Source organism: Roseicella sp. DB1501 (assembly GCF_013112485.1).
In the GTDB taxonomy this organism is placed as follows: domain Bacteria; phylum Pseudomonadota; class Alphaproteobacteria; order Acetobacterales; family Acetobacteraceae; genus Paracraurococcus.
In genome coordinates, this window is the sequence record NZ_JABFHG010000004.1 from 31,636 (window position 1) to 49,352 (window position 17,717).

14 protein-coding genes are annotated in these 17,717 nt (G+C 70.6%); 9 read left to right on the plus strand and 5 right to left on the minus strand.

Going from position 1 to position 17,717, the window contains the following annotated elements:
* The first annotated feature begins 11 nt into the window (after positions 1-11).
* Complete coding sequence (locus tag HJG45_RS09130) at positions 12-917, plus strand: SMP-30/gluconolactonase/LRE family protein (RefSeq protein WP_171611825.1); 906 nt, start codon at positions 12-14, stop codon at positions 915-917.
* A gap of 28 nt (positions 918-945) precedes the next feature.
* Here HJG45_RS09130 and HJG45_RS09135 read toward each other — a convergent pair whose 3' ends face one another.
* Positions 946-2,814, minus strand: coding sequence for a TRAP transporter large permease subunit (locus HJG45_RS09135; protein ID WP_171611826.1), 1,869 nt, complete (start codon positions 2,812-2,814; stop codon positions 946-948).
* Positions 2,815-2,818: 4 nt separating this feature from the next.
* A complete protein-coding gene (locus HJG45_RS09140) occupies positions 2,819-3,829 on the minus strand; it encodes a TRAP transporter substrate-binding protein (protein ID WP_171611827.1) in 1,011 nt (336 codons plus the stop codon).
* 207 nt (positions 3,830-4,036) lie between these two features.
* On the opposite strand from HJG45_RS09140, the gene HJG45_RS09145 reads away from it, so the two are divergent.
* The 6 genes from HJG45_RS09145 to ald all read left to right on the plus strand — a co-directional run bounded on the left by HJG45_RS09145 (position 4,037) and on the right by ald (position 11,098).
* On the plus strand, positions 4,037-4,915 hold the full coding sequence (locus HJG45_RS09145; protein ID WP_171611828.1) for a PCC domain-containing protein: 879 nt from the start codon (positions 4,037-4,039) through the stop codon (positions 4,913-4,915).
* A 62-nt stretch (positions 4,916-4,977) separates the two neighbouring features.
* The gene (locus tag HJG45_RS09150; RefSeq protein WP_254452405.1) at positions 4,978-6,627 is read left to right on the plus strand and encodes an amidohydrolase; all 1,650 of its coding nucleotides are present in this window, start codon (positions 4,978-4,980) and stop codon (positions 6,625-6,627) included.
* A 144-nt stretch (positions 6,628-6,771) separates the two neighbouring features.
* Positions 6,772-8,058, plus strand: a complete 1,287-nt coding sequence (locus tag HJG45_RS09155) for an AmpG family muropeptide MFS transporter (protein WP_171611829.1) — start codon at positions 6,772-6,774, stop codon at positions 8,056-8,058.
* Positions 8,059-8,273: 215 nt separating this feature from the next.
* A complete protein-coding gene (locus HJG45_RS09160; RefSeq protein ID WP_254452406.1) occupies positions 8,274-9,425 on the plus strand; it encodes an MFS transporter in 1,152 nt (383 codons plus the stop codon).
* Positions 9,426-9,498: 73 nt separating this feature from the next.
* Positions 9,499-9,852, plus strand: coding sequence for a DMT family protein (locus HJG45_RS09165; protein WP_171611831.1), 354 nt, complete (start codon positions 9,499-9,501; stop codon positions 9,850-9,852).
* Positions 9,853-9,964: 112 nt separating this feature from the next.
* Positions 9,965-11,098 carry an alanine dehydrogenase gene (gene ald, locus HJG45_RS09170; RefSeq protein WP_171611832.1) on the plus strand — a complete coding sequence of 378 codons (1,134 nt, stop codon included), beginning with the start codon at positions 9,965-9,967 and terminating at the stop codon, positions 11,096-11,098.
* Between the two features lie 248 nt (positions 11,099-11,346).
* Here the strand turns inward: ald and HJG45_RS09175 are convergent, their stop codons facing one another.
* Both HJG45_RS09175 and HJG45_RS09180 read right to left on the minus strand, forming a co-directional pair.
* Positions 11,347-12,405 (minus strand): alpha/beta fold hydrolase, encoded by a 1,059-nt coding sequence (locus tag HJG45_RS09175; RefSeq protein ID WP_171611833.1) that lies wholly within the window; start codon positions 12,403-12,405, stop codon positions 11,347-11,349.
* A 17-nt stretch (positions 12,406-12,422) separates the two neighbouring features.
* Positions 12,423-14,039 (minus strand): NAD(P)/FAD-dependent oxidoreductase, encoded by a 1,617-nt coding sequence (locus HJG45_RS09180; RefSeq protein ID WP_174890433.1) that lies wholly within the window; start codon positions 14,037-14,039, stop codon positions 12,423-12,425.
* A 283-nt stretch (positions 14,040-14,322) separates the two neighbouring features.
* Between HJG45_RS09180 and HJG45_RS09185 the strand changes: the two genes are divergently transcribed.
* Positions 14,323-15,414: an alkene reductase gene (locus tag HJG45_RS09185; RefSeq protein ID WP_171611834.1), complete on the plus strand. Its 1,092-nt coding sequence runs from the start codon at positions 14,323-14,325 to the stop codon at positions 15,412-15,414.
* Between the two features lie 363 nt (positions 15,415-15,777).
* Positions 15,778-16,380: a calcium-binding protein gene (locus tag HJG45_RS09190; RefSeq protein WP_254452407.1), complete on the plus strand. Its 603-nt coding sequence runs from the start codon at positions 15,778-15,780 to the stop codon at positions 16,378-16,380.
* Between the two features lie 54 nt (positions 16,381-16,434).
* On the opposite strand, the gene HJG45_RS09195 is transcribed toward HJG45_RS09190, so the two are convergent.
* Complete coding sequence (locus tag HJG45_RS09195) at positions 16,435-17,715, minus strand: beta-ketoacyl-ACP synthase II (RefSeq protein ID WP_171611836.1); 1,281 nt, start codon at positions 17,713-17,715, stop codon at positions 16,435-16,437.
* Positions 17,716-17,717 lie beyond the last annotated feature (2 nt).

Below are 17,717 nucleotides of genomic sequence, written 5' to 3' on the forward strand. Positions count from 1 at the left end.
AGGCTGCGGGCATGTGGTTCAGCCCGCCGCGGCCGCTGCCGGTCCGCACCTTCGCGCGCCTGCCCGAGGCGCATCGCCGCCCGCGCCGCACCGCCTGGTCGGATGCGAATCGGGGCGGGGCCGCGATCGACAGCTTCCTCGAGGGGCCTTGCTTCGATGCCGCAGGTCATTTCCTCGTCACCGACATCCCGAACGGCCGCATCTTCCGCGTCGGCCCACAGGCCTGGGACCTGGTCGCCGAGTATGAGGGCTGGCCGAACGGCATGGCTCGCGGGCCGGCCCAGGGCGCGCATGCCGGCGCGCTGCTGATCACCGACTACCGCCATGGGCTGCTGAGCCTCGATCCGGCGACGGGCGCCGTCGCGCCGGTGCTGGAGACGGTTCTGTCCGAGGGGTTCCGGGGGCTGAACGACCTGGTGGTGGACGCCGCCGGCGCCATCCTCTTCACCGACCAGGGACAGACCGGGCTGCAGGACCCGAGCGGCCGGGTCTTCCGCCTCTGGCCCGATGGCCGGCTGGATCGGCTGATCGGCAACGGCCCGAGTCCCAACGGCATCGCGCTCAATCGCGCCGGGACGCATTGCTACGTGGCGATGACGCGGAGCTGCGAGGTCTGGCGCTTCGCCCTGCGGCCCGACGCTCAGGTGGGGAAGGCGAATTGCTTCGCCCGCCTGCCCCCCGGCACCAGCGGCCCGGACGGCATGGCAGTGGATGCCAAGGACCGGCTCTTCATCGCCAATCCCGGCCATGGCCAGGTCTGGGGCCTCGACGCCCATGGCCAGGTGCTGTTCCAGCTGGATTGCACCGGGCATGGGCGGATGCCGACCAATTGCTGCTTCGCCCCGGACGGCACGACGCTGCTGATCACCGAGAGCGAATCCGGCCAGGTGCTGGCCGCTGAGATCCCGCCGGGCTGATGCGCCCGGCGTTTGAGGGGCATCGGAATCAGAGGAAGCCGATCGAGATCCAGGGCACCGCGGCGATGACGATGGTGCCGATGAGCAGCGCCAGCATGTAGCCCCAGATCGGCCGCATGCCCTCGTCCGGGTGGATGCGGCTGATGGCGCAGGCGGCGTAGTAGCCGACGCCGAAGGGCGGCGCGAAGAGGCCGATGCCCATGGCGAGGATCACCACCATGGCGTAGTGCACCTCGTGCACCCCCATGGTCCGGGCGATGGGGAAGAGCAGCGGCCCGAACAGCACGATGGCCGGGATGCCCTCCAGCACGCTGCCGAGGATGACGAAGGCGAGGATGGAGACGGCGAGGAAGCTGGCCTGCCCGCCCGGCAGCGCCGCCATGGCGGTGGCCAGGTCGCGCGAGAAGCCCGATTGCGTCAGCGCCCAGGCCATGCCGGTCGCGGCGCCGATGATCAGCAGGATGGCGCCCGAGAGCGAGGCGGTCTCGACCAGGATTGGCCCCAGCCGGCGCCAGTCGAACTGACGGTAGATCAGCAAGCCGGCGAGCGCGCCGTAGGCGATGCCGATGGTCGAGACCTCGGTCGCCGTCGCCACGCCCTCGATGACCGCGGCGCGGATCAGGAAGGGCAGGGCAAGCGCCGGCAGGGCGATGACGAAGCTGCGCAGGATCTCCCCGGCCGGCGGCATGGCGGCGCGGGCCGCGCCCCCGCCGCGGTGCCGCCAGCGCACGACGAGGCCGAGCACCAGGGCAAGCACCGCCCCCGGCAGCAGCCCGCCGGTGAAGAGCGCGCCGATCGAGACGCCGGTGACCGAGCCGATGGTGATCAGCACGAGGGAGGGCGGGATGGTCTCGGTCTGCGCGCCGGTCGCCGCCAGCAGCGCCACCAGGTCACCCGGCTTGGCGCCGCGCTCGCGCATCTCGGGGAAGAGCACCGGCGCGACGGCCGCCATGTCGGCCGCCTTGGCCCCCGAGATGCCGGAGACGAGGTACATCGCCCCGATCAGCACATAGGAGAGGCCGCCACGCACATGGCCGAGCAGGTTCGCCAGGAAGCGGATCATCGCCCGCGCCATGCCCGTCATCTCGATCAGGCTGCCGAGGAAGATGAAGAGCGGCACGGCGAGCAGGATGAGGTGCGACATGCCCTCATCCATCCGCCCGACCACCACCATGATCGGCACCCGCGTGGTCAGCGCCAGGTAGCCGAAGGTGGCAAGGCCGAAGCAGAAGGCGATAGGCACCCCGGCGAGCACCGTCGCCGCCACCAGCCCGACAAAGAAGATCAGCAGGTTGAGGTTGCCGAGCGGCGCGAGCACCGGGCCAGCCAGCCAGAACCCGCCGGCGACAGCCAGGACCAGCGCCAGGGCGCCGAGCACCCGGCCGGCGCCGCCGAGGCGCAGCAGGCGCGAGACCGCCATCAGCAGCATCAGGCCGAGGCCGGTCGGCAGGGCGGCGGCGCGCCAGCTTCCCGGGATCTCGAGCGCCGGGGTGGTGATGAAGCTCTCCTCGACGGCGTAGTCGATCGCCGGATGCAGCAGGAGCAGCAGGAAGAGGATCGGCGCCGCGACGGCGAGCGCCTCCAGCATCCCGCGCAGGGCCGGCGGGGCGCGCGTCGCCAGCGCCGTCATGCGCATGTGCTCGCCGCGCCGGAAGGCGACCACCGCGCCGAGCATGGCGAGCCAGAGGAAGAGGATGGAGGCGAGCTCGTCCGACCAGACCAGCGAGTTGTGGAAGACGTAGCGGGCCATGACGCCGGCCAGCAGAACCACCGTCTCGACCGCGACCAGCAGGCCGGCCGCGGCCTCCACCGCCAGGCCGAGCCCGGCCTCGGCCTGGCCGAGCCGCCGCCGCAGGCCGGACGGTGCCGCCGGCGTCATCTCCTCCGCCGCCTGCATGGCGTCAGGTCAGCGCGCCGGTCGATTGCTCCAGGATCGCCCAGGCCTCGTCGCCGTAGCGCTGCTTCCACTGCGCATAGAAGCCCGCCTTCTTCAGCGCCTCGCGGAAGGGGCCGGTCTCGGGCTGGTTGAAGGCGAGGCCCTGCTTCTCCAGCTCGGCCTTCAGGCCGGCATTCAGCTTCGCCACATCCGCCCGCTCCGCCACCGCGGCGGCGTTCCAGTTCTTCGCCACCGCCTCCTGCGCGTCCTTCGGCAGCGCCACCCAGGACCGGCGGTTCCCGAGCATCCAGAAGCCATCCCACATGTGGTTGGTGAGGGAGCAGTATTTCTGCACCTCGTACAGCTTCGCGGTGGAGATGATGGCCAGCGGGTTCTCCTGCCCGTCGACGACCCGGGTCTGCAGGGCGGAATAGACCTCGGAGAAATTGATGCTGGTCGGCGCCGCGCCGAAGGCCTGGAAGAGCGAGGTCCAGAGCGGGCTCACCGGCACCCGGATCTTGAAGCCGCGCAGGTCCTCGGGCGAGGCGATCGGCTTGGTTGAGGTGGTGATCTGGCGGAAGCCGTTGTCCCAGATCTTGTCCATGACGACGAGGCCGGCCTTGCCGATCTGGGCGCGGATATGGGCGCCGAGCGGGCCGTCCATCGCCCGCCAGACCGCATCGTAATCGGGGAAGGCGAAGCCGAGGCCGTTGATCGAGGCGGGCGGCACCAGGGTAGCGAGGATCAGGCCGGAGAGGGTGAAGAACTCGATGGCGCCCGAGCGTACCTGGCTCAGCATGTCGGTGTCCGAGCCGAGCTGGTTGTTCGGGAAGATCTGGATCTCGACCTTGCCGCCGGTCTCCTCCTTGATCCGCGCCGCCGCCTCCTTGGCGCGGACATTCATGGGATGGGCGTCGGGCAGGTTGTTCGCGTATTTGTAGGTGAACTCGGCCGCATGGGCCGGGTGCGCGAGCAGCCCAGGCGCTGCCAGCACAGCCGAGGCACCGAGCAGGCTGCGGCGATCGAGACGGACCATCTGGTGTTTCCCCCAAGTGCATTCGGTGGGGGAGGCTCTTCGGTCCGCCGGCCCGAGCTGGATGCTCCCGCTGGCGTGCTCCCCCGGCCATGGCGTGGACTGCCGGTGCGGCGGGTCTTAGACCATGTCGTGCAAGGCGGCGAGGCGGTATTTTGCACGCCCCGGAGGGGGCCGAAGAAGGGGCCGCGGACGGGGAGGAACCGTATCATGACCCAGCCATCCCCCCTGTCGCGCGCGCCATTCCTGGCGCAGCCCGGGCTGGCGCTGCAGCCCCGGCTGCTCTGCCTGCCCGCCCGGAGCCAGGCGCTCGATCTGATCCTGCCGCCGGGGGCGAGCCTGCTGCAGGCGGTGGCGGCGCCGCTCCTGCGGGCCGGCTTCTCCAGCGCCGTGCTGGAGCTGCGGGGCGGCCGCTGCGATCCCTTCGCCTATGTGCTGCCGGCCCACGCGCCCGATGCGCGCCACGCGGCCTGGTACAGCGCCCCGCATGCGCCGGCGGGCGGCGCCCGGCTGGAGCGGGCCTGCGTGACCTTCGGCACGCGCGACGGCGCGGCATGGCTGCACTGCCATGCGATCTGGGAAGAGGGCGAGGGCCGCCGCGCCGGCCATGTGCTGCCCGAGGAGACGATCCTCCAGGCTCCGGTCACGGCGCGGGCCTGGGGCCTGGCCGACGCCGGCTTCGCGGTCGGCGAGGATGCCGAGACGAATTTCAGCCTCTTCCAGCCTGTTGCCATCTCCGGTCCCCTGTCTGGCCCTGCGGGCGGGCGGCGCGCCCTGGTGCTGCGGCTGCGGCCGAACACCGACATGGTCGCGGCGCTGGAGGAGGCCTGCGCGGCGCATGGCTTCGCCGGCGCGGTGCTGCGCGGCGGGGTCGGCAGCCTTGTCGCGCCGCGCTTCCGCGAGGGCGGCGGCACCGAGGACATCGCCACCGAGCTGCTGGTCACCGGCGGCGGCGTGATGGGGGGCCGCGGCGCGGTGGCCGTCGCGCTCGCCGACATGCGGGGCCGCGTGCATGCCGGCCGGGTGGCGCCGGGCGCCAATGCGGTCTGCATCACGGCCGAGCTGGTGCTCGAGGAGCTGCCGGGCTGAGGATGGGTCGGCAGCCCGCACCCTGCCCAACCCCCTCTCCCGGGAGACCGCCCGATGCGCCGATGCGACCGCCTCACCCTCGCTGCGACCTGCCCGGCGGGGCGCGCCTGACCATGGCCGGCCAGGATGCCGTCCGCGCGACCGCGCTCGACTGGATCGCCGCCAACGAGGCGCGGCTCTCCGCCTTCAATGCCCGCATCTGGGCGCATGCCGAGCCGGCCTGGCGCGAATACCGCTCGGCCCGCGACTATGTGGAGCTGCTGCGCGCCGAGGGATTCGCGGTGGAGGCCGGCTCGGGCGGCATGCCGACCGCCTTCGTCGCCCGCTGGGGCGAGGGGAAGCCGGTGCTGGCGGGCTTCGCGGAATACGACGCGGTGCCGGGCAACTCGCAGCAGGTGGTGCCCCGCCAGGCGCCGCGCGCGGGGCTGCACCCCTATGCCGCCGGCCATACCGATCCGCATTCCATGCTCGGCACCGCCTCCCTCGCCGCCATCCTCGGCGCACGGGCGGCGATGCAGGCGCATGGCGTGCCCGGCGCGCTGGTGCTGTTCGGCGAGCCGGCAGAGAAGGTCTGCGGCTCCAAGCCGATCCATGCCGCCAAGGGCTATTACGACGGGCTGGATGCTGCCGTGGTCTGGCACCCCTGGCCGCTGAACACGGTGACCGCCGAGACGCAGTTCGGCGCCTACTGGTCCGCGGTCATCACCTTCGAGGCCGAGGCGCCGGAGCGGTGGGTCGATCCCTCGCTGATGCCGATCGATGCGGCGCATGCCGTCGCGCGCTGCCCGGGCGCGCTGGATGCGCTGTGCCTGATGTACACCACGACGAAGTACACCAAGGAGGCGATGTTCCCGCATGCCGGCTCCTGGACGCTGAACGAGTTCGTCTTGGGCGATGCCGGCGCCACCTCGGACAACCTGACGCCGCGCTTCGCGCAGATCCAGTATTCCTGGCGCTCCTCCTCCCTCGGCATCCAGGAGCAGATCTGGCGGGTGCTGGCGCAGAATGCCCGGCACGCCGCCGCCATCACCGGCTGCACGGCGCATGTGCGCTGGGTGACGAAGACCCGGGTCGGCCTGCCGAACACGGTGATGACCGAGCTCACCTGGAGGAACTTGCAGGCGGTGGGCGCGCCCCGCTATGGCGAGGCGGCGCTGGAATTCGGCCGCGCCATCCAGCGCGAGCTCGGTCTGGAGCCGATGCCGGACCCCTTCATCGCCAGCGTGACGCGGCTGACCCCGCCGGAGGAGAACGAGGCGGCGCTGCGGGCCGGCCTGCCCGCCTGGCAGAAGCACCTTTCGGCCGATGACTATGTCGAGTTCTGCTGGCACGCGCCGACCGTGCGGCTGCTCGCCGCCCGGCCGCGGCTGCGGCCGCCCGAACCGGGCTATGCCTATCCCACCTGGGCCTACAACGCGCTCGGCGGCCTGCCCGCGGCGATCGATCCCGGCCTCTTCGTCGCGGCGAAGACCATGGCGCTGACCCTGGTCGACCTGGCGACGGAGTCCGCCATGCTGGCGGCGGCGCAGGCCGAGTTCCGCGAGCGGACCGGCGGCGGCATCGGCGGCGCGGGCTGGGTCGGCCCGCTGCTGCCGCCGGACTTCGACCCGCCGGTTGATCTGCGCTGGCCGGAATACGTCACCACCCCGCGCGGCGAGGAATGGTGCTTCCCGACGCCGAACCGAGGCAGCGGTGCCGGCGAGCCGCTGTGAGTCATTCTTGCGACACCCTTGCATGGCATCGCAACGGGGCGAAGCCCGCCGGCCTGCGGCGCGGACGTCACGCTGCGCCGGTTCGGGGTGTGCGGACCCAATCCTCTGTAGGCGGCCAGGGGGGCTTCTGCTAGCGGGGCGTGCATGGCCGATGGCGTTCCAGTTCGTGCCGGATCCGCCGCCCTGTGGCGGGACCGGCGCTTTCCTCTCCTCTTCGCCCTCGGTTTCTCGGCCGGCGTGCCCCTGCCGCTGGTGGCCGGGCAGGTGCTGCGGCAATGGTTCGCGGAGAGCAACCTCTCCCTCTCGGCCATCGGCCTGACGGCGCTGATCGGCTTGGCCTATGCCTATAAATTCCTCTGGTCCCCGGCGCTGGATGCGCTGCCGCCGCCGCTGCTCGGCCAGCGCCGCGGCTGGCTGCTCACCATCCAGCTCACCCTCGTCGCCGCCATCGCCGCCGTCGGGCTGAGCAACCCGGCGATCGACCCGGTGACGACCTCGCTGCTCGCCGCCCTGGTCGCCTTCCTCTCGGCCAGCCAGGACATCGTCGTCGATGCCTACCGCATCGAGGTGCTGGGGGAGGATGACGAACGCCAGGCCTTCGGCCTCGCCGCCTATGTCTGGGGCTACCGGATGGCGCTGCTGGCGAGCGGCGCCGGCACGCTGATGCTGGTCGAGCCCTTCGGCTGGAGCGGCGCCTTCTTCTACGGCGCGGCGCTGATGCTGGTCGGCCTGGGGGCGACGCTGCTGGGGCCGGAGCCGCCGCCGCGGCCGGTGGCGGCCATCGGCTGGCGGGCGCGGCTGCGCCATTCGGTGCTCGACCCCTTCCTGGACTTCACCCGCCGGCCGCTCTGGCTCGCCATCCTGCTCTTCATCGCCCTGTTCAAGCTGGGCGAGGCGCTGGCGGGCGTCATGACCACACCCTTCTACCGCTCCCTCGGCTTCAGCCGGGAGGATGTGGCGACGGTCGCCACCGTCTTCGGCATGGTCGCCACGCTCGGCGGCGCCCTGGTGGGCGGCTGGCTGGTCGGGCTGCTCGGCGTGCGCCGGGCGCTGGTGGTGACCGGCTTCGGGCAGATGCTGTCGAACCTGATGTATGTCGCCCTCGCCTCGGCCGGGCACGACATGCCGATGCTTTGGGCGCAGGTGGGCATCGAGAGCTTCACCGACGGGCTGGCCGATGCGGCCTTCCTCACCTGGCTGTCCCTGCTGACCAGCCGGGCCTTCACCGCGACGCAATACGCGCTGCTCTCCTCCCTCGCCGCGCTGCCGCTGCGGACGCTCGGCGCCACCTCGGGCTGGCTCGCCGAGGCGCTCGGCTGGCCGGACTTCTTCCTGCTGACCACGGCGGCGGCGCTGCCGGCCATGGGCATCATGCTCTACCTGCTGCGCCGCCTGCCGCCGGAGGCGATGCGCCTGGATCGGTCAGCCTGAGGCGGGAGCCCGGGATGGTTCGGGCGCGCCGCCTCGGCAGGCGACCTGCCGGGAGCATGGGCAATGGCGCGCCGGCCGTACTGGCGTAATACTCGACGCCGACATAGCCGAGATCGCAGATCATGAGTCGCCAGACGCTTGCCGCGGAAAGTGGATCAGGAATTACATCCAAGTCAAAAAGCGCTGCCGTCTCCGGCGGCGAGACCGCATTTGCGATGCTGCTGACGCTGAGCGTCTGTCATTTGCTGAATGACATGGTCCAGTCGCTGGTGCCGGCGCTCTACCCGATCCTGAAGGAGAATTACGCGCTGTCCTTCAGCCAGATCGGGCTGATCACCCTGGCCTTCCAGTGCACCGCCTCGCTGCTGCAGCCCGTCGTCGGCTTCTATACCGACAAGCGCCCGGCGCCCTACTCGCTGCCGGTTGGCATGGCCTCGACCCTGATCGGGCTTCTGACCCTGTCGCAGGCGGCCAGCTATCCCGTCATCCTCCTGGCCGCGGCGCTGATCGGGGTGGGGTCCTCCGTCTTCCATCCGGAGGCGTCGCGCGTGGCGCGCCTGGCCTCGGGCGGGCGCTACGGCATGGCGCAGTCGCTCTTCCAGGTGGGTGGCAATTTCGGCCAGGCCATCGGCCCGTTGCTGGCCGCCTTCATCGTCGTGCCACATGGCCAGCACAGCATCGTCTGGTTCTCGGCCGCCGCGCTACTGGCGATGGCCATGCTCACGCGCGTCGGCGGCTGGTATGCGCGCAACCAGCGCAATGCCGGGCCGAAGCGGTCGACCGGTGCCGGCGCCGTCTCCCTGCCCCGTGGCAAGGTCCTGTTCGCCGTGGCCATCCTGGTGACGCTGATCTTCTCCAAGAACGTCTACACCGCCAGCCTGAACAGCTACTACACCTTCTACCTCATCGAGACCTTCGGCATCTCCATCCAGGCGGCGCAGCTCTACCTCTTCATCTACCTGGTCTCGATCGTGGTCGGGCTGGTGCTTGGCGGCATGGTCAGCGACCGGGTGGGGCGCCTGCCGGTGATCTGGTTCTCGATCCTCGGCGTCCTGCCCTTCACGCTGGTCCTGCCCTATGTGGGCCTGACCGCGACCGTGATCCTGACCGTCATCATCGGCCTGATCATGTCCTCGGCCTTCCCGGCCATCCTGGTCTATGCCCAGCAGCTGATGCCCGGCCGGATCGGGCTGGTGGCCGGGATCTTCTTCGGCTTCTCCTTCGGCCTCGGCGGGCTCGGCGCCGCCGTGCTGGGCGAACTGGCGGATCATGTCGGCATCCGGTCGGTCTACATCGCCTGCGCCTATCTGCCGGTCCTCGGCATCCTCACCGCATTGCTGCCGAACATCGAGAAGCGGGCGGCCTGACGGCACCCTTGCCCCGCGACGGGCCGGCGCCGCCGGCGCTTGCCCTCGCGGCGGGGCGAGGCGAGAAGGCTGCATGCACCAGAGCCTGATCCTGCCGCCCCTGCTGCTCTTCGGCAGCAACATCGTCATGACCTTCGCCTGGTATGGCCACCTGAAGCGACCATCCTGGCCGATCTGGCTGGCCATCCTCGTCTCCTGGGGGATCGCGCTGCTGGAATACTGCCTCGCCGTGCCGGCCAACCGCATCGGCTACACGACCGGCGCCTATAGCGGCCAGCAGCTCAAGGTGATGCAGGAGGTGATCACCCTGGCCGTCTTCGCCGGATTCAGCGTCCTCGTCCTCGGCGAGCCGTTGCGCTGGACCTATCTCGCCGCCATGGCCTGCCTGGTCGCCGCTGTGGTCTTCGTCTTCCTGCCGGTGGATTGAGCCGCGTCCTGCGATGAGTTGACGAAACCGGGCCTCTTGCCCGCGCGTCGCAGCAGCGAGGATGCGGCCCCGCCGGCGCCATCGCGCCGGGGCGCGCCGCGAGGGAAAAACGATGCAGGTCGGCGTCCCGAAGGAAACCAAGATCCACGAATACCGGGTCGGGCTGACGCCGGCCTCGGTGCGCGAACTGGTGGCGCAGGGGCATCCGGTGCTGGTCGAGACCGAGGCCGGCGCCGGCACCGGCTTCCCCGACGAAGCCTATCTCGCCGCCGGGGCGACCATCGCGCCCGATGCCGCGACGATCTTCGCCCGCGCCGCGCTGGTGGTGAAGGTGAAGGAGCCGCAGCCCGAGGAATGGCGGCTGCTGCGGCCCGGCCAGATCCTCTTCACCTATCTGCACCTCGCGCCCGATCCGGCGCAGGCCGAGGGGCTGATGCGCAGTGGCTGCACCGCCATCGCCTATGAGACGGTGACGGATGCGCAGGGCGGGTTGCCGCTGCTGGCGCCGATGAGCGAGGTGGCCGGCCGCATGGCGGTGCAGGTTGGCGCCCGCTGCCTCGAGAAGGAGGCGGGCGGCGCCGGCATCCTGCTCTCCGGCGTGCCGGGCGTGCCGCCGGCGCGGGTGGCGGTGCTGGGCGGCGGCGTGGTCGGCTCCAACGCCGCCCGGATCGCCGCCGGGATGCGGGCGCGGGTGACGGTGCTCGACCGCAACCCGCGGGTGCTGGATGCGCTCGACCGCGAGTTCGGCGGCGCGGTCGCCACGCTCTTCGCCACCACCGAGTCGGTGGAGCAGGCGGTGACCGAGGCGGATCTGGTCATTGGCGCCGTGCTCGTCCCCGGTGCTGCCGCGCCGAAGTTGGTGAGCCGGGCAATGGTCGGGCGGATGCGGCCGGGCAGCGTGCTGGTGGATGTGGCGATCGACCAGGGCGGCTGCTTCGAGACTTCCCGGCCCACCACCCATGCCGATCCCACCTATCTGGTGGACGGCGTGGTACACTACTGCGTCACCAACATGCCGGGCGCCGTCGCCCGCACCAGCGCCCTGGCGCTGAACAACGCGACGCTGCCCTTCACCCTGCATCTGGCGAACCGCGGCTTCCCGCGGGCGCTGCTCGACAATCCCGGCCTGGCGCAGGGGCTGAACGTGCAGGCGGGGCGCATCGTGCATCCCGCCGTGGCGCAGGCGCTGGGCCAGGAGCCGCTGCCGCTGGAGCAGGGCCTCGCGCCCCCGGCCGCCATCGCCTGAGCGACGGCGCCCTTAAGCGCATTCACTCTGACTGGAACGGCGAGGTGCGCTCTATCTCGTTGCTTGCAGAGCAGAGTCTCGCCTCAGGGTGATTTCCCCCCTGCGGCGATCAGCGCCGGAAGCGCCTATCGGAACCGTCGCTGCCCGTTGTCCGGCCGCGGCTTGGCTGCGGCAGGCTGTGACGGCTCTTGAGCAGGAGGGCGCTCATGGGGGGCCGCAAAGCCGCGAAGCGGTTTTGCGGGGAGTTCTCATCCCCCCGGCGGCGCGGCGAGCAGCGCCTTCAGGTGCCGGTCGATCTGCGCCAGCGCCGCCGGATCGGCGCCGAACAGCGCGAGATGCCCGTCGACCGTCTCGATCGGGTGGAACTCGGCCCCCGGGATCAACCGCCACTCCGCCTGGCAATCGGCGGGCGGGAAGAACATGTCGCTCGTCATCGGCATGATGCAGGTGCGCGCCCGGATGCGCCCGAGCGCCGCCCGCAGGTCGCCGCCGGCGAGGCGGGAGACATCGCCGCGCTGCCACTTCCAGGCCATGCAGAGCAGGTTGTTCGGGTCCATCACCCGGAAATAGGCGAACATGAAGTTGAGGATGAAGTCGTCCAGCGAGGAGAAGCCGAGCAGCTTGTGCCGCTCCCGCTGGTAGAACTCGGTGCTCCAGCCCATCACCGCCCAGATCCGGGCATGCCGCAGCAGCCCCTCCCGCACATCCTCCGCCGATGCGTAGAAGCCCTTGGCGAAGCCGGGATCGGAGGTGATGGCCTCGACCAGCGTCTCGGTGAAGAGAAAGTCGTGCGACGTGTTGCGCGCCGTCCCGGCGATGGGGGCGGCGCGTTGCACCATCTCCGGATAGCGCACCGCCCATTCATAGGTCTGCTGCGCGCCCATCGAGCCGCCGACCACCAGCGCCAGGCGCTCCAGGCCGAATTTGCCGGTGACCAGCCGGTGCTGCGCGACGACGTCGTCGCCGATGCGCACCTTCGGGAAATACGGCCCGCCGGCCGGCACCGGCGTGTTCTGCGGCGATGTGGAGAGGCCGTTGCCGATCTGGTTGACGACGAGGATGAAGTAGCGCTCCGGGTCGAGCGCCCGGCCCGGCCCGATCAGCACCTGCTCGATGATCTTGTGCGTGCCGGAATACCAGGTCGGCACCAGGATGGCGTTGTCCCGCTTCGCGTTGAGTTGGCCATAGGTGGCGTAGGCCAGGCGGCAGCCGCGCAGCGTGCCGCCTTCCTCGAGCACCAGGTCGCCGATCTCCTCCGTCTCGTAGGGGCCATGGAGTGCCTGCGAGTAGTAGTCGTTATTCGACATGCGCCTGCGCTCCCCGGTCAGGCCAATGCGAAGCCTTCATAGCCCCTGGCCGCCACGGCATCGCAGTGGCGACGGTAGCCGCCGACGCCTTCGGGGCCGAGATAGGGCAGGAAGGCGCGCGGCTTGCCGGGGATGTTGGCGCCCATGTACCAGGAATTGGCGGTCGGGAAGAGCGTCTGGCCGATCACCTCGTTCACATGCTCGCCCCAGGCCCGCTGGGCCTCGGGCTGCGCCTCGATCCGCGTCTTCCCGGCCTGCCGCATGCTGTCGATGCAGTCCGTGATCCACTCGACATGCTGCTCGATGGCGACCGGCATGTTGGTCAGCACAGAGGGGCTCTGCGGGCCGGTGATGGTGAAGAGGTTGGGGAAGCCGGCGACGGCGATGCCGAGATAGGTCTGCGGGCCATCCGCCCAGGCATCCTGCAGCCGGTGGCCGCTGCGGCCCTGCAGGTTCAGCGCGGTCAGCGGGCCGGTCATGGCATCGAAGCCGGTGGCGAAGACGATGATGTCCACCGCGTAGTCGCGGCCGCCGGCGCGGATGCCGCCTTCGGTGATGTCCTCGATGGCGCCGTCGGTCTTGGCGTCCACCAGCAGCACGTTGTCCTTGTTGAAGGTCTCGTAGTAGTTGGTGTCAAGCGGCTGGCGCTTGGTGCCGTAGTAGTAGCCCTTCGGGATCAGCCGCTCGGCGACCGCCGGGTCCTTCACCGTGCGGCGGATGCGCCGGCGCAGGTAGTCGGCACAGATCTCGTTCGCTTCCGGGCTGGTCAGCATGTCCTGGTAGTTGCCGATCCAGAAGGCGAAGCCGCCCTGGTCCCACATGCGGTCGAACTCGCGCTCCCGCTCCTCGGGCGACGTCTCCAGCACCGATTTCGGGATCGCGTAGTGCTCCTGCCCGAAGGGGGATTCGCGGATGCGCCGGACGATCGCGTCGTATTCCGCCTTGCGCGCCTGCACCACCTCCGGGTCCACCTTGCCGTTGCGCGCCGGCACGCAGTAATTGGCGGTCCGCTGAAAGACGATGAGCTGCTTGGCCTGCTGCGCGATCATCGGGATCGCCTGCACCGCCGTCGCGCCGGTGCCGACCACCGCCACGCGCTTGCCGGTGAAGTCGACGCCGCCCTTCGGGAAATTGCTGGTGTGGTACCACTTGCCCCGGAAGCGCTCGAGGCCCTTCACCTCGGGGATGTTGCGGGCGGAGAGGGTGCCGACCGCGGTGATCAGCCACTGCGCCGAGGCGGTCTCGCCCGTATCGGTCTGCACGGTCCAGCGCCCGGTCGCCTCGTCGAAGCTGCCGGCGGTGACGCGGGTGTTGAAGCGGATGTCGCGCTTCAGGTCGTGGCGCTGCGCCACATGCTCCAGATAGCGCAGGATCTCCGGCTGTTCCGGATAGCGCTCGGACCATTCCCACTCCTGCAGGAGCTGCCGATCCCAGGTGAAGCAATAGATGTAGCTGTCGGAATCGCAGCGTGCGCCGGGATAGCGGTTCCAGTACCAGGTGCCGCCCACCGTCTCGCCCGCCTCGTAGACGCGGGTCTTCAGCCCGAGCCGGTCGCGGAGCGATTTCAGCATGTGCATGCCGGAGAAGCCGGCGCCGATGACGATGGCGTCGAATTGCTGGGTTGCGCTGCCCATGATGTCCTCCCCTACGCGTTTTGCTGAACGGCGCGCCGGGTTGCGGCGGCGCGCCGGGCGGATGCCTTGGCCGCCGGAGCTGCTGTCCTGGACCGGGGGAGTGTCGATCCGGCAGGCGGCCGATGGCAAGTCCGACCTGCGGGCGTTAGGCGACCGTTCCGGCACGGGGTTTCATTCACCGCCTGAATGACAGCCATGCGGCCGGCTGGATTGGCCGCCGGCCGCAGCCGACCCAGCTTGCAGGCAATGCCCTTGTGGCACCGCAGCATGGAATGACACCCCGATGACCGCAGATCTCTTCCAGCCCTTCCAGCTTGGGCCGCTTTCCCTGCCGAACCGCGTCGTCATGGCGCCGCTCACCCGCAGCCGCGCCGGCAGCAAGGGCATCCCGGGCCCGCTGAACGCCGAATACTACGCTCAGCGCGCCTCGGCCGGGTTGATCATCGCCGAGGCGACGCAGGTCTCGCCCCAGGGCCAGGGCTATGCCTTCACGCCTGGCATCCATGACGAGGCGCAGGTGGCGGGCTGGCGCCAGGTGACCGAGGCGGTGCATGCCGCGGGCGGCCGCATCGTCCTGCAGCTCTGGCATGTCGGCCGCATCTCGCATCCGAGCCTGCAGCCCGGCGGCGCGCTGCCGGTGGCGCCCTCTGCCATCCGTCCCGAGGGCCAGGCCTTCACCGAGAGCGGCTTCCAGCCTTTCCAGACGCCGCGCGCGCTCGAGACCGATGAGATCGCCGGGATCGTCGACGACTACCGCCAGGCGGCGGTGAACGCCCGGCAGGCCGGCTTCGACGGCGTCGAGATCCACGGCGCCAATGGCTACCTGATCGACCAGTTCCTCCGCGACAAGACCAACCGGCGGACCGACCGCTATGGCGGCAGCATCGAGAACCGGGCCCGCTTCCTGCTCGAGGTGACGGCGGCGGTGACGGAGGTCTGGGGCGGCGACCGCGTCGGGCTGCGCATCTCGCCCGTCTCGCCGGCCAACGACATCGCCGACAGCGATCCGCAGGCGCTCTTCGACCATGTGGCGGAGCAGGTGAACCGCTTCGGCCTCGCCTATCTGCATGTGGTGGAGGGGGCGACCGGCGGGCCGCGCGACAACCTGCCCTTCGACTTCGCGGCGCTGCGCCGCGCCTTCCGCGGCGCCTACATGGCGAATAACGGCTATGACCTGGCGCTCGCGCAGGCGGCCCTGCGCGAGGACCGGGCCGATCTGATCGCCTTCGGCCGGCCCTTCATCGCCAACCCGGACCTGGTCGAGCGGCTGCGCCGCGGCGCGCCCCTGAACGCGCTGGACACGGCGACGCTCTATGGCGGCGATGCGAAGGGCTATACCGACTATCCGGCCCTGGCCCGGCAGGCCGCCGAATAGAGCAGACCGCGTTCAGATGGATTCATCTGAACGCGTGAAGCGGCCCGCAACACGACAGGCTGGAGCATGCCGCGTAAACGCATGGGAGCGCGGCATGCTCCAAGCGGGCAACCCACCCGCTCTCGACATCGCGCGCGATCGCCGCCGAGGTTGATCGTTTCCCCATCGCCGCGCTGCACCCCGAGGCCATGGCGGACAGGGCTGTCTCGCCGGAAGAGACGACCGGGATCTCGCTCTGTCGCAACCATCGAGGCGCTGGCCGGACTTCACTCGAAAATCCCACAAGTCTCGCTTTTTGATACTTGCGCAGAGGTTGATAAAGTCAGATACGTTGCTCCACCGAAACGTGACGGAGCAGCCACAATGGCCCCCATCTCCACCACCATCACCGGCACCAACAACAACGACCTGCTCAACTACAGCACTCGCGCCGACAACCTGAAGATCAACGGCCTCGGCGGCAACGACACCGTCTATGGCGGCCTCGGCAACGACACCCTCTACGGCGCCACCGGCAACGACAAGCTCTATGGCGGCGCCGGCAACAACTACATGGAAGGCGGCCTCGGCAGCGACACCATCGTCGGCGGCACCGGCAGCGACATCATCGTCGGCGGCGGCGGCAACGACATGCTCTATGCCGGCACCGGCCACGACGTCTTCCGCTTCGCCCCCAACGACACGACCTGGACCGCCGACAAGGGCAGCGACACCATCATCGGCTTCAAGGGCCTCGGCTCCGGCGGCCAGGGCGACATCATCGAGTTCCTCAACTACGGCCCCGACGCCCATCTCGAATACGTCGGCAGCTCCGCCAAGGTCGTCGGCCTGCAATACTACGCCGTCTACGCCACGCCGGGCACCGAGGAGGTCAACCGCGTCGACGTCATCGCCATCAAGCTCGATGCCGCCACCGCAGCCGCCGGCAGAACCCTCGCCGAGGGCGACTACGTCTTCCATTCCTGAGACGGCAGGGGAAGCACAGGGCGGCGGCAATCAGACCGGCGGCGCCGTCGCCGGTCACGCCGCCCGGAACAGCAGGCTGGCATTGGTGCCGCCGAAGCCGAAGCTGTTGGAGAGGACGGCGCGGATCGGCCGCCGCTGCGCCGTCCGCGCGACCCGGTCGATCACCGTGCGCCGGCTTGGCTCGTCGAGGTTCAGCGTCGGCGGCGCAGCGCCGTCGCGCAGGGCGAGGATGGAGAAGATCGCCTCCGCCGCGCCCGCCGCGCCGAGCATGTGGCCGGTCGCCGATTTGGTGGACGACATCGCCAGCCCCGCCGCGGCATCCCCGAAGAGCCGTTCCACCGCCTCGATCTCCAGGTCGTCGCCGAGCGGCGTCGAGGTGCCATGGGCGTTGACGTATTGCACCTCGGCCGGCGTCAGGCCGCCGCGCCGCAGGGCATGCGCCATGGCGCGATAGGCGCCGGCATGGCCCTCGGCCGGGGCGGTCGGGTGATGCGCGTCGCCCGACATGCCATAGCCGGCGAGCTCGGCATGGATGCGCGCGCCCCGCCGTCGCGCATGGTCGTACTCCTCGAGCAGGAGCATCGCGGCCCCCTCCGCCATGACGAACCCGTCCCGTCCGCGATCCCAGGGGCGGGAGGCCGCGGCCGGCCGGTCGTTGAAGCTGCTGGAAAGGGCCCGCGCCGCAGCGAAGCCGGCCATGCCGAGTTCGCAGATCGCCGCCTCGGCGCCGCCGGCCAGCATCACCGCGGCATCGCCGAGCGCGATCATCCGCGCCGCATCGCCGATCGCATGCGCGCCGCTCGAGCAGGCGGTGGATACGGCGCGCCTCGGGCCGCGCAGGTCGAAGCGCCGCGCCAGCTCGCAGGCCAGCTCATGGATCATCGCGGCCTGTGAGAAGGGCAGCGCGGCCGGTTCCGCGCACTCGCCGCCATGGTGCCGGGCATGCTCGTGCAGCGCCTTCAGCCGGCCGCAGCCGGACCCGATGCAGATGCCGGCCGCCTCCGCCTCCGGCCCGTTCGAGTGCCAGCCCGCATCCGCCATCGCCTCCCGCGCCGCCGCCATGGCGAAATGGCCGACGCGATTCGCCTCGGCCTGCGGCGCCAGCCCGTCCCCGCCCGGGCCGGACGGGTCCGGGCCAGCCAACGCCCCGGCCAACGCCCCCGCCAATGCTCCGTCTGGCACCTGGCCGGCGACCCGGCTCGGCAGGCCCCGGCTGTCGAAGGCGGTGACGGCGCCGATGCCGGATCGCGAGGCGAGCAGGCGTTCCCACACCGCCTCCAGGCCAGCCCCCAGCGGGCAGATGATCCCCATGCCCGTGACAACGACCCGCCGCATCG

Coding starts and splice junctions, on each gene's coding strand:
- HJG45_RS09175 (WP_171611833.1), bottom strand. CDS start 12,405: ATGTCGAATAACGACTACTACTCGCAGGCACTCCATGGCCCCTACGAG.
- HJG45_RS09140 (WP_171611827.1), bottom strand. CDS start 3,829: ATGGTCCGTCTCGATCGCCGCAGCCTGCTCGGTGCCTCGGCTGTGCTG.
- HJG45_RS09135 (WP_171611826.1), bottom strand. CDS start 2,814: ATGCAGGCGGCGGAGGAGATGACGCCGGCGGCACCGTCCGGCCTGCGG.
- HJG45_RS09180 (WP_174890433.1), bottom strand. CDS start 14,039: ATGGGCAGCGCAACCCAGCAATTCGACGCCATCGTCATCGGCGCCGGC.
- HJG45_RS09165 (WP_171611831.1), top strand. CDS start 9,499: ATGCACCAGAGCCTGATCCTGCCGCCCCTGCTGCTCTTCGGCAGCAAC.
- HJG45_RS09130 (WP_171611825.1), top strand. CDS start 12: ATGTGGTTCAGCCCGCCGCGGCCGCTGCCGGTCCGCACCTTCGCGCGC.
- ald (WP_171611832.1), top strand. CDS start 9,965: ATGCAGGTCGGCGTCCCGAAGGAAACCAAGATCCACGAATACCGGGTC.
- HJG45_RS09155 (WP_171611829.1), top strand. CDS start 6,772: ATGGCCGATGGCGTTCCAGTTCGTGCCGGATCCGCCGCCCTGTGGCGG.
- HJG45_RS09150 (WP_254452405.1), top strand. CDS start 4,978: ATGCGACCGCCTCACCCTCGCTGCGACCTGCCCGGCGGGGCGCGCCTG.
- HJG45_RS09185 (WP_171611834.1), top strand. CDS start 14,323: ATGACCGCAGATCTCTTCCAGCCCTTCCAGCTTGGGCCGCTTTCCCTG.
- HJG45_RS09160 (WP_254452406.1), top strand. CDS start 8,274: ATGCTGCTGACGCTGAGCGTCTGTCATTTGCTGAATGACATGGTCCAG.
- HJG45_RS09195 (WP_171611836.1), bottom strand. CDS start 17,715: ATGCGGCGGGTCGTTGTCACGGGCATGGGGATCATCTGCCCGCTGGGG.
- HJG45_RS09145 (WP_171611828.1), top strand. CDS start 4,037: ATGACCCAGCCATCCCCCCTGTCGCGCGCGCCATTCCTGGCGCAGCCC.
- HJG45_RS09190 (WP_254452407.1), top strand. CDS start 15,778: ATGGCCCCCATCTCCACCACCATCACCGGCACCAACAACAACGACCTG.